Source organism: Streptomyces sp. PTL18, from assembly GCF_059510295.1.
The window spans coordinates 1-10,860 of the sequence record NZ_JCAJZO010000063.1 but is presented as its reverse complement, the minus strand read 5'-3'; the positions used below and the strand labels follow the sequence as shown (position 1 = coordinate 10,860).

At 67.8% G+C, this 10,860-nt stretch carries 8 protein-coding genes and 2 pseudogenes; 4 read left to right on the top strand and 6 right to left on the bottom strand.

Annotated elements, in window-relative coordinates; all coding sequences use genetic code 11:
* Window positions 1–71 precede the first annotated feature (71 nt).
* The 4 genes from AC5WS8_RS38445 to AC5WS8_RS38430 all read right to left on the bottom strand — a co-directional run bounded on the left by AC5WS8_RS38445 (window position 72) and on the right by AC5WS8_RS38430 (window position 6,860).
* A complete protein-coding gene (locus tag AC5WS8_RS38445) occupies window positions 72–407 on the bottom strand; it encodes a MafI family immunity protein (protein WP_496108120.1) in 336 nt (111 codons plus the stop codon).
* An 86-nt stretch (window positions 408–493) separates the two neighbouring features.
* The gene (locus tag AC5WS8_RS38440; RefSeq protein WP_496108119.1) at window positions 494–4,537 is read right to left on the bottom strand and encodes a polymorphic toxin-type HINT domain-containing protein; all 4,044 of its coding nucleotides are present in this window, start codon (window positions 4,535–4,537) and stop codon (window positions 494–496) included.
* 176 nt (window positions 4,538–4,713) lie between these two features.
* On the bottom strand, window positions 4,714–6,288 hold the full coding sequence (locus tag AC5WS8_RS38435; RefSeq protein WP_496108118.1) for a trypsin-like serine protease: 1,575 nt from the start codon (window positions 6,286–6,288) through the stop codon (window positions 4,714–4,716).
* A gap of 53 nt (window positions 6,289–6,341) precedes the next feature.
* Window positions 6,342–6,860 (bottom strand): hypothetical protein, encoded by a 519-nt coding sequence (locus AC5WS8_RS38430; RefSeq protein WP_496108117.1) that lies wholly within the window; start codon window positions 6,858–6,860, stop codon window positions 6,342–6,344.
* A 558-nt stretch (window positions 6,861–7,418) separates the two neighbouring features.
* Here AC5WS8_RS38430 and AC5WS8_RS38425 point away from each other — a divergent pair.
* The 4 genes and pseudogenes from AC5WS8_RS38425 (at window position 7,419) to AC5WS8_RS38410 (ending at window position 9,849) form a co-directional block, all read left to right on the top strand.
* Window positions 7,419–7,613 carry a hypothetical protein gene (locus AC5WS8_RS38425; RefSeq protein WP_496108116.1) on the top strand — a complete coding sequence of 65 codons (195 nt, stop codon included), beginning with the start codon at window positions 7,419–7,421 and terminating at the stop codon, window positions 7,611–7,613.
* A gap of 492 nt (window positions 7,614–8,105) precedes the next feature.
* A pseudogene (locus tag AC5WS8_RS38420) lies at window positions 8,106–8,870 on the top strand (transposase); the annotation flags it as partial.
* Between the two features lie 10 nt (window positions 8,871–8,880).
* Window positions 8,881–9,489 (top strand): annotated as a pseudogene (locus tag AC5WS8_RS38415) (IS256 family transposase); the annotation flags it as partial.
* Window positions 9,484–9,849: an HAD family hydrolase gene (locus AC5WS8_RS38410; protein ID WP_496108121.1), complete on the top strand. Its 366-nt coding sequence runs from the start codon at window positions 9,484–9,486 to the stop codon at window positions 9,847–9,849. The pseudogene AC5WS8_RS38415 and the gene AC5WS8_RS38410, both read left to right, overlap by 6 nt.
* Before the next feature lie 138 nt (window positions 9,850–9,987).
* On the opposite strand, the gene AC5WS8_RS38405 is transcribed toward AC5WS8_RS38410, so the two are convergent.
* Both AC5WS8_RS38405 and AC5WS8_RS38400 read right to left on the bottom strand, forming a co-directional pair.
* On the bottom strand, window positions 9,988–10,185 hold the full coding sequence (locus tag AC5WS8_RS38405) for a hypothetical protein (protein WP_496108115.1): 198 nt from the start codon (window positions 10,183–10,185) through the stop codon (window positions 9,988–9,990).
* A 294-nt stretch (window positions 10,186–10,479) separates the two neighbouring features.
* The coding region (locus AC5WS8_RS38400; protein ID WP_496108114.1) for a hypothetical protein at window positions 10,480–10,860 on the bottom strand (381 nt) is incomplete at its 5' end.

Sequence of the window (10,860 nt, the reverse complement as noted above, 5' to 3'; positions counted from 1 at the left end):
GCAAAGTGTCCAAGGGCCACGCCGGAACGACTCGCTCCGGTGTGGCCCTTGGGTTTCTACAGGTGCTTTTCCTATCGGTCCGACGACTCCGAATGAACCGCGATATGGCGCCTGCAAAGATCCGCACTCGTAAGGTGCGGAACATCTACCGTCGCCGAATACAGCCGCATTTCGCGAGCTGCAGAATCGAGCAGCAACCAGAACCTGATATCCAGCTCCAGGTCATCCCCGATCGCAACTAGCTCATCGAATGCGAGCTCCAACTCGTTGCGAGCGAGAAAGACTCGAAATTCAACCAGAGCCTCGCTCGATTCGCCCGACGCAAGAAGAGCGGCTGCGGCTTCGAGAGCGTTTCTCGCCCGATCCCACGATGCCTCGCGATTGACGGCATCAAATGCTTCGCTCATCTTGCCCAAGCTCCTTCCGCCGCACGGCCCCTAGCCGGAGCCAGGGGCCGTACAGTCAATGATTACCGCGCTTACCTTGCCATGCCTTAGGGCCAGGGATGCGCCGTGATGATTGTGTCAGTTGCAGGCTCATAGATTACACGCAACTGCACGCCGTCTGCGGTGCCGACAATTGCGACCCTAGAGGGTAGGCCCTTCTTAGTAAAAGTAGAACCCGTAGCGCCCCTCTGCCACGTCCACGTTGACTTCGGATCGGTGGCCACCTCGGAGATGTTGTTCAGGATCTGTTCGTCACTCCACCCTTGAGGGAACGGAGTCTTCCCAGGCGCCCCAGGGTATCGATGGCCGCCTCCGGTGGCGTCGCCATCAAGAATATGCGTGGCTCTCGATGGGCCGACGAGATCGCAGTTGCTGTTGTGCACCAATACCGGCGTATTTCCTGCCAGTACATAGTACGTGTGGAGGTCTTCGACGGTGAGGTTGTAGGTGCGTACTCGTTGGTCGAAGGCACGGTTGGCCTGGACACGGACGGTGCTTCCGTCGCTGCTCAGCAGGATGGATCCGGCTCGGAGGTCATGGGCTTTGACCCAGCGCCGTTCCGTCGGGTTCCAGAACGGGTGCTCGTAGGTGGCGGTGAGCTTGCGGGGTCCGTCGGGTGTGTTGAGGGTGAGTTCGTCGAAGTGTTTGTCGCCGTCGGTGATGATCAGTCGTGCGACCTTGCGTGGCGCGGTCTTCCGGGTGAGCGGGTCGGTAGCGACTACGGTGTCGCCGGCCTTGACGCTTTCGATGTTCTTTGCAAGGCCGCCGGCCATGAGTACTTTGGTGCCAGCGACGAAGCACTGGGTGCATGTCTCTTTCGCAGGGCGTTCTTCTCGGGCTTCGCGGAGGGCTTGGTCGAGGTCGTCGCTGAAGCGGTGGACGCCGTCGTTGGCCAGGCCGAGGCCACCTCCGGTCATGGCTATACCGCCGCTGACCGCCGCGACTGCTTCGAGGCAGCCGGCACCCAGTGTCTCGGGGCATAGGAAGAGTCCGCCGCCTCCGCCTACGATGCCCTCCGTGATTCCCATGTCCGCCAGGAAGGCGCCGCCAACGCTCTCGATGAGGTCAGCCGCGAGTTGCGGGCTGTTGTCCCAGAGCGCCTTCGCATAGGGGCTGACTGTGTTGACGGTGTCCTTGAGCCACCCCGGTATCCAGCTGCCGTCGTCCTGATCCTGCTGGCTGTTCTTCTTCCGCTGTTCCTCGACCAACTGTCGAAACCGCGCCTCTTCCTGCTGCTGTTTGACGACTGCGGTGTGGTAGGCCTCCGTCGCCGCCCGCGCGGCGGCCGTGGCGTCCTTACCGGCTGCCGTGGCGGAGGCGCGGGCTTGCTGGGCATCTGTCCAGGCCGAGTCGGCGGAGCTGCGTGCGGAGTCGGCCGAGTAACGGGCGTAGGTCGCGGAGGTGAGGGCGTCGGCTGCGGCGTTTTCGGCGTCCTGCTGTGCGCCGCGGGCGGTCTTGGCCGAGACGGCGGCGTCCTTGGCGGACTGTTCGGCCTGGTTGGCGTAGCCGTTGGCCTGGGTGGCGTACTTCTTGGCGTCGTTGGCGGCTGCTTGGGCCTGTCTGCGGTAGCCCTCGGCTTCGGCCGCTGCCTTGGCGGCGTTGGCTGCTGCCCTGCCCGCTTCGGCGGCGTTCTTCTGGGCGGTGGCGGCGATGCCCGCGGCCTGTGCGATCAGCTGCTGGATCTGCCCCTCGTGGGTGGCACCCAGTTGGTCCTGCCGCTGGGCCTTGTACTGACCGACCGTGATGAAGGCGTGCAGCAGGTCGGAAGGGCCTTCCAGAGCGATACGCGCGGCGGCCCTGACCTGCGGGCCGTTGCTCTTGTTGTTGGTGTCGGCGAGTTGGGCGGCGCGGACGCGTTCGTCCTGGGTGCGCGCCTGGGAGTCGCCGGTGGTGATGAACTGGCGCAGGGCGTCGGTCGTGTCGGTGTTCAGTGCGATGCGTCCGGCCTGCTGCTCGATCGGTCCCGCGTTGGCGATGGTCCGGGCGACGACGAGGCGCATGTCCTGCTTCATCACCTCGTACTGGCCGCTGGCCAGGAACGCGCTCACCGCCGAGTCGTCGCCCTCCAGCGCCTTAGCGGCGGCGGCGCGCACGTCGGCCGAGCCGGCGACTAGCGCAAGGTGCCCGACGTCCTGGCGATCGTCCTGGGCGCTGGCGTCCTGGCGGCCTGTGCGGATGTAGGCGGTGATGTCCTGCTCGGTGCCGGCCAGGGCGACCAGGGCGGCGGACTGGCTCCAGGACCGGCCGGTCTTGGCGGTGGCCAGGGCCACCTTGCGGGCTTCAGGAGCGATCTGCGCGGGGTCGGCGCCGGGCTGGGCGGCTTGGTCTGCCAGCTTGGCCGCTTCGGCCTGCAGGTCCTTGGCCTGCTGTACGGCTGCCTGCTGTGCCGCCGTGCGCTGGTCCTCCTGGGCCTTGAGGTCCCGCGCGCGGGCGATGGCCTCGTTGGTACGGGCGGTCAGCTGCTCGGCGTCGATACGGACCGCCAGGTCGTGGACCTTCTGGGCCTTGGCGACCGCCGCACTGGCCACGTCGGCGTCCTTCTTGGCCTCCTTGGCATGCGCGGCGGACTGCTTGGCAGCGGTGGCCGCCTCACCCGCGTGCTTGGCCGCGTCATCGGCGGCCTTGGCCGCGTTCTCGGCATGCGTGGCCGCGTCGTTCGCGGCGTCACGGGCCTCCCCGGCCGCGGAGGCGGCTTCCTGCGCCAGTGCCTGGGCGGCGTCGGCGGCGCGGCCGGCCTCGCGGGCGTGGCGGTGCGCGGCGGCTGCGGCGTTCTGCGCTTCGGCGGAGTGGGCTCCGGCCTGGTCGGCGTAGGAGTTGGCCTGGTCGGCCGCGTCTGCGGCGTCGTTGGCGTTGCTGCCGGCGCCGCTGGCCGCCTTGGCCGCATCCGCAGCCGACGCAGCGGCGGTACGAGCCGAATCGGCGGCCTGGGCGGCGGCGTGGGCGCCCGCGGCGGCGTCTCGTGCGTTTTGGGCGGCCTTGCGTGCGGCGCCTGCCTGGCCGGCGTCGAGGGCCGCGTTCGCGGCGGCGTCACGGGCCTGGGAGGCTGCCTCGGCGGCCCCGTCCGCGGCCGCGGCGGCGGCCGAGGCGGCGTTGGCCGCGACGCGGGCGGCATCGGTGGCAGCTGCAGCGGCGTCGATCGCGGTCTGTGCGGCGGTGGCGGCCTGCTGGGCGGCGCTCGCCGCACGGGCGGCGGATGCCGCCGCGTGCTGGGTGTCCTTCTGCGCCGCCTGCGTTTCCGCGGCGGCCCTCTGAGCGGCTTCCTTGGCCAGTTTCGCAGCGGTCACCGCACGGGCGGAGGCGTCCTTGGCGGCCTGGGTCTGCTGCCCGGCCAGCTTGCCCGCCTTCGCCGCCTGATCGGCCAGCTGCGCGATCGTGGCGTGTTCCTGGTCGTGCGCGCGGGCCACGTACTGCCCGACCTGCAGGAACTCGTGGATGTCGTCAGCGCTGCCGTTGATCGCGAGAATACCGGCCGCCCGCACGTTCGGCCCCCCGGCATCGATGATCTGCGCCGTCTGGACGCGCTCGTCCTGCTCCCGCTCGGTGTACTGGTCGTTCTCGAGGAACCTCTTGATGTCCTCAGGCGTGCCGTTCAGCGCGGCCTCGCCGACCTTTCTCACCAACGGGCCGCTGACATCGATGATCTGCGCGACCCGGATACGCTGGTCCTGAAACAGCGGCGCCTTCCAGCCGTCCTTCAAGAACGCCTGCACCTGGGCGGGCGAGTCGCTGTCCAGAGCGGTGCGGGCAGCCTGCTGCAGGTAGGTCCCGCCGACACTGGCGACCTGAGCGGTAGCCACCCGTTCGTCCTGGAACTGGATGTCGGAGGCCTGAGCCAGGAAGTTCCGGACGTCGTCATCACCGCCGACGAGGGCGGCTTCAGCGGCGGCGCGCACGCCGGGCCCGCCGGTCTCCCACAGCCGCACCACCTTGGCACGGTCGGTGTCCGGAAGCGGACTACCGGTTGCGGTTGTCGGAGGGGTCCCATCGGCTGTGGCCGGGGAGGGTGCGGGTCCCAGCAGGCCCAGTACCAGCGCGCTGGGCAGCAGGCCCAGACACAGCGCGCGCACCGCGTGCTGTGTCCCTGCCGCCACGCGCCGCGGGCGTCGAGGATGTCTCACTGCGGACTCGATTCGTCTCATGTTTCATGGGGGGTTGTATGCACCGGCTCGCACAGGGACCTGCACCGATCACAGGCCGTGCGCGGCCGGGCCCGAGGGACGGCCCGTCGGTGTTCCGCGGACCGGTCCCTCGAACGGTGTGTGGAAAGTCAGTTGGCTGGTGCGAGTCGGACTTCGTCGTGCAGGCCCTTGGCGTCCACGCCGGTGAAGAGGCTGACGTGTCCGTCGTTCCAGCGGACGAGGATGTCGTTGGCGGTGGTGTTGGCGGTGAAGGCGCCCGCGGCGATTGCGGCGGCGTCCTTCCAGTCCGAGTTCCTCGGCCGGATCTCGTCCTCGCCTGGCAGGGCCTTGCCGGCCAGGCCCGGGTAGATCGTGGTCTCGCCGTCGACCCAGCGCACCAGCAGGTCGTCGGTGGCATTGCCGGTGAAGAACCCGGTGGTCAGCTGGCCGGCGTAGGGCCAGGTGGTGGTGTTCTTGGCGACGATCTGGGTCTGCTTGTTCAGCCCGTTGGCCGCCAGATCAGCGAAGACGGAGACGTGGCCGTCCTTCCAGACGGCCAGCAGGTCGTCGCGGTGGCCGTTCGGGGTGAAGCGGCCGCCGGTCAGCAGACGTGCGTCGTTCTTCCAGGCGGGAGTGTTCCGCGGGGCGAGCTGCTTCTCGCCGTGGAAGCCCTTAGCGTCCACCGTTGTGTACTGGGTCATCTCGCCGTCGTCCCAGCGCACGACGAGCCCGTCCGTGCCGCTGCCGGTGGCGTTGACACCGGTGAGTGAGACGGCGTGTGTCCAGATGCTCTTGCGGGGCGCCAGCTGGTACTCGGCGGCAAAGGGGTGGCCGGGATCGTTGCTGTCGCCGCCCTGGTAGAGGGTGACCTCCCCGTCGTTCCACAGCACGATCAGATCCATGCGCCTGGCGCTGCCCGCGGAGCCGCCGGTGTAGTAGCCCGCAGTCATGGCCACGGCGTCCTTCCACGGCGCGCTGGCGAAGGTCGTGCTGTACACGACCTGCTGGACCCAGCCCGCCAGATCATCGACACGGGCCGCCACCGCCCCGGTACGGGTCTTGGACGCATCAGTGCCCAGACAACCGCCCTGCCATGACCGGCTGCTGACCCCGACGACAGCCGCATGACCGGCGGCAGTGCTCAGCACCGGACCACCGGTATCCCCCTTGCAGACGGCGGCGCCGTCCGACTTTCCGGCCAGATCGACCGTAGTGGCACCGACGTTCTGGACAGTGAAAGCGGCGGCATGCACCTGATCGGGCACCCACTCCTCGTGCGTGCGGCCATAGCCCGCAGCCTGCACCTCATCGCCCACACCGGGTGCCGTGGCCGCCACCGGGACCGGGGTGACACCGCTGACCGGCTTGGCCAGTTGCGCCATCACCACATCCCGGTCCGCACGAGGCGCGAGGTTCACCACCTGCTGAGCGGTGCCGCCGATGGTGGCCATCGTCTTCAGCTTCGGCGCGCCGGGGGCAAGGGGGCCGCCCGGGGTGTCGGTGAAACAGCTCGCGGCCGTCAGCAGCCACTGCGGGGCCACCAGGGTGGCCGAGCAGCCGTGCTGCCCGCCGATGTCAAGCCGTGCGGTGGCGGTGGACACCGCGTCAGAAGCCTGCGGGCCCGACACCGCGGACGCGGGCGTGCCTGACAAGGCGGCGGCAGCCAGCGACGTAGCGGCGATCAGACCGGAAGTCCGCGCCGTGCGCGGACGAAAGCCAGACATGAACGTTCCCCGTTTCATGTGAGATCGATGAGAAGGCAAGGCAGGTCGGACGGTCAGCCCGTGACGCGCAGTTCCACCAGAACAGTGGACGCACCCCCGGCGGTCCCCTCACCGACGCTCTGATAGCCGTTCTTCGCCACGCTCACTGTCTTGACCGGCGCCGACGGGTCCCCCTGCGGTTTCAGATCCGCGCTGATCGGATGATCAGCGGTCTCCAGCGCGATGACGTGCGGGAGCTCCAACGTGAGGTAACCGGTCTTGGCTGTCGCCTTGAAGCAGTAGGCCCCCTGCGGGTTCCCGCCCTGACCCTGCACCGTGAGGACCCGGATCCGCTGGGCTGATTCATCACACGCGGCAAGGGTGATGTGCCCGTCGCCCTTGATGAGTTTGATGCCTTTGTCATGCTCGATCTGGTCCGCGTTCGGGTAGGCGAAGTCCTCCACCGCGGACGGCGGCGTGTCAGAGCCTGACGGCGGCTGCGGGTCCGCAGAAGCGAGCATCGGTGTGCCCGCCAGGGCCAGGACGGCAGCAACCCCCGCGAGCGGGAGCATCCTGCGTATGCGAGGAGTCACCCGGATTCCTTTCCAGGCACGGGTGACGGCATGACGGAATAACATCTGCAGCCCCCCGGTGCACACAGACGTAAAGCAAAAATAAGTGGTCGACCGTGATCCTAAAACGACGTCAGAAGTAAACCAACGTAATAAGACTCACACATAACCTGCGGAACCTGCACCGCAAATCCACAGTCAAGGCATGGGTGTAGCGGCACCGACATGACGAATCACCCGCCAGAGGTCCCAGCCAGGCTGATACCCAGACTGGCGTTATAGTTGCCCACTAAATTTCTTTTGAAGTCGCCACCGCGGCCAGTCAGCTGCCGCTTGGCGTGTACCGGCGGCCGCCCCCGGACTTTTGCCCTACCTACTGGGAACAACGGCACCAGTTTCCGCGACCGCCGCCAAACGTCTACTGCAGGAAGGGCCAGCCGGGCGCGGCCGGACGCCAGTTGACGGTGCTCGCCATCGCCGACGCCGCCACCTGCGACGTGCAGCGCGGACTGGCGGGCTTCGGGCGCGCGGCTGAGCTGTTGAGGAGAACGAGCAGCCAGCAAGCAGACCGCGGCCGGCGTGCGGAGGGCCGCATACCCGGACCTGCCCGATCCGGCCGTCGTCACCGCCACCGAGCAGACGCTGAACGCTCTCGCCGACCTGGAGAACACCACGCCCCTCGCGGCTTGGAGGCGTTCGGTCTCGGGCCGTCACCGCGACTGCTGCACCACAGCTGTCCTGATGGACACGTCACCATGCCGGCGCACGAACTGACAGCAGTGGCCCTTCCGTAGGATGCGAACGACTCGTCCCCGGCAGCTGCAATGTCGGGGACCAGTCGTTGTCTCGACTACAGCTCGATCTCTAACTGCTCGATGTCGGTGAACTCCACGCCCAGGCCGTGCCCGCGGGTGTTGTCGCCGCGGAAGTACATCTGCACGAGGCCCTCGGCCGCGATCTGCTGGAGCTGCCGTTCGGTGGCGCCCTGCTCCCCGCGCGGTGAACAGGCGGTGCGCGAACTCGGGCGGCAGGGCCTGGGTGATGTCGCGGATCCGGACGTCGTCGGTGGTGCCCGGAGCGGCGGTGAACCCGAAGCGGACCCTGGTGGAGACGACCAGGCCGGCGGTGGTCGCGGCCTTCTCTTGATGTTTAACCTCGCTGGTCACCCGACCTGCTGATCTGCGGTTCTTCCGGGGACAGCGGGGGCGGCCGTTCTCCACGCTTCGAGATGTCGAGTAACGAAGCACGAGAGAACGGCCGCTGCTCATGAGTGTCCCCGTCGACGCGCCCCCAGGTGACGCGTTGGGCATCTTGTCCCGCTTTCGGGTTGAGTTCTACGACTGCCTCTACGCCCGCGCGGACGCTCTCTTCGACCTGACGGACGCCTTGCTGTGCGCGGATGGTCCGGTCACCTCGCTGCCCGAACTCACGTTGCTCGCCGAGCATCCGCGCGGGCACGGCGCGATGTACGGCGCGTTGAACAACGGCTGGCTGGAGCCGACCCGGCTACGTCGGCTGCTGGCCTCCACCCCGCTGCCCAGGGCCGCCGACGGACGGATCGTCCTGGCCGTCGACGTGAGCAACTGGCTGCGCCCGGACGCCCCCACCAGCGCGGACCTGCTGTTCTGCCACGTCTACGGTCGTGGCCGCAGTGCGGACCAGATGATCCCCGGATGGCCATACTCGATCGTCGCCGCCCTGGAGAGCGGGCGGACGTCCTGGACGGCGGTGCTGGACGCGATCCGGCTGGGCCCGGCCGACGACGCCATCGCGGTGACCGCTGCCCAGCTCCGGGAAGTCGTCGCGCGCCTCAAGCAGGCCGGACACTGGCAGCCCTGGATGCCCGACATCTTGATCGTGACGGACGCCGGCTACGACGTGACCCGTCTCGCCTACCTCCTGGCCGACCTACCCGTCGAACTCGTCGGCCGGCTCCGCTCGGACCGGGTCATGCTCCGCGACGCAGGCCCCCGCCGCTCCGGGCCGCGCGGCGGGCAGCCCCGCAAGCACGGCGGCGTCCTCACGAACGCCGCCGCCGGATCACGTCCACGGGGTGTCCACCCGCAGCGTGGACGACCTGGTCAAGGCCCTGGGAGCGGACAGCGGGATCTCCAAGAGCGAGGTTTCCCGGCTCTGCGCCGCCCTGGACGCCGAACTCGCCGCCTTCCGCACCCGGCCGCTGGACCATACCCGCTTCCCCTACGTGTATTTGGACGCGACCTACTGCAAGGCCCGGGTGAACCACCAGATCGTGTCCCAGGCCGTGGTCATCGCCACCGGCATCACTGAGGATGGCGGACGCGAGGTGCTGGGCCTGATGGTCGGTGACAGCGAGACCGAGGCGTTTTGGACCGAGTTCCTGCGCTCGTTGCGCGAGCGGGGTCTGTCCGGAGTCCGCCTGGTCATCGCTGACCACCACAGCGGCCTGGTCAAGGCCGCGCGCAAGGTCATGCTCGGCGCCGACTACCAAAGGTGCCGGGTTCACTTCCTGCGCAATGTCTTTGCGGTGATCCCGAAGGACTGTGCCGAGATGGTGGCGGCGACCATCCGCACGATCTTCGCCCAGCCCACCGCAGCAGCCGTCCGGGCCCAGCTCGACACCGTCGCCGACATGCTCGGCCGACAGTTCCCCAAGGTCAGGGCCATGCTGCTACCACATCGGGCGGGGCGGGTAGTGTCCGCCGTGTGCTGGCGCTCTTCGATCTCTCTCAACGTGACCAGGCTCGCCCGGCTCTTCGACGGAGTCGCCATCTCCAAAGGTGTCGGAGTACGGAAGCCAGAGCACGCCCTCTTTGATGCCGCAGCCGCGGCCTGTGGCGTCCCGCTCAGTGCCCGAGGGTGGCTGGTGGGCGACAACCCTGCGACGGACGTAGCGGGGGCACAAGCGGCCGGACTGCGGACCGCTTGGGTGGCTGGCGGCCGTCAATGGGTCGATGGCCTCCGCGAGTCCGACCTCATCGTGTCGAGTGCCGCAGAGGCCATCGTGATGCTACGGAGGTTGACCCGCTAAGCAGCTTGGGTGAAGTTCGCTGCTGATCCTTGGAAACGGGTCTTCTGGCGGGTCAGTGCACCGTCAGGATCTCCGGCATCACCACAACACCCGCCAAAGCTCCCATCCCCGCAGAGAGTTGACTTCATCAAGACTGCTTCAGTTCGCGGGCGGCTGCATGACGACGATGCGCCAGATCACCGAATCGGCCGCTGCGAACTTCCAAGCCAGTTCGTGCATGTTGGCGTGCGGTATCTCTGCGGTGAACACCCCACTCCCGTCACCGCATTGGGACCCGGCGAGGGTCCTTCCGGCGGCGGTGATGTTGAACTTGGAGGGGCCGGCGCATGTCCACATCACCTTGATGGACGAGGCTTTCCCCGCTGACGCGGGAAGCGTGACACCGCCCGCGCCGTGCCCCGACCCGGTGTACAGGGTCTTCGAACCGACAGGGATCGAGGACTGGACCGGATTGGGAAGGTGGTCCGGGGACGTCGGGATCTGTCCCGGAGTCGTCGCCGCGCCAGCCCCTGTCGTCGCACCGTGGGTGGCGGTCGCTTGAGGGTGAGCGCCACCGGAACAGGCCGTAAGGAGTGCCAGGGCCGACAGACCGACAGCCGGCAGGGAAGGCTTCATCAGATCGTCCTCAACTCACGAGTGGGCGATGTAGGGCGAGGTCGCCGGCAGCTTGGCGGTCCCATGGCTTGAGACGATCCACTTGCAGCCACCATTGTAGGAACCGTGCTCCCAGTTGAAGGAGTAGCCCTTCGAACCGAGGGCGAGCCATCCATCCTTCTGATTCTTCGGCACTTGCCACGACCCGCCAAGGGTGACGGTGGTGGTCTTAGCGTAGGAGATCGAGCCGCTGATGGACTCCTCAGCAGAGGCGATGAGGTATGACTCGCTCAGCTTGGCCGAATATGTGATCGTGCCGGTCCAGGTGTGACCCTTGGCCACCGAGACCGAGAGTGTGACGCCGGACTGTCCGTAGACGGTCTTGCTCTTGTCGCCGACAAACGTGCCCTTGACGTT

Bases quoted from the DNA above. Each gene is read 5' to 3' on its own strand.
- AC5WS8_RS38435 (WP_496108118.1), bottom strand. From the start codon at position 6,288: ATGTCTGGCTTTCGTCCGCGCACGGCGCGGACTTCCGGTCTGATCGCC.
- AC5WS8_RS38445 (WP_496108120.1), bottom strand. From the start codon at position 407: ATGAGCGAAGCATTTGATGCCGTCAATCGCGAGGCATCGTGGGATCGG.
- AC5WS8_RS38405 (WP_496108115.1), bottom strand. From the start codon at position 10,185: ATGTGGACATGCGCCGGCCCCTCCAAGTTCAACATCACCGCCGCCGGA.
- AC5WS8_RS38410 (WP_496108121.1), top strand. From the start codon at position 9,484: ATGCTGCTACCACATCGGGCGGGGCGGGTAGTGTCCGCCGTGTGCTGG.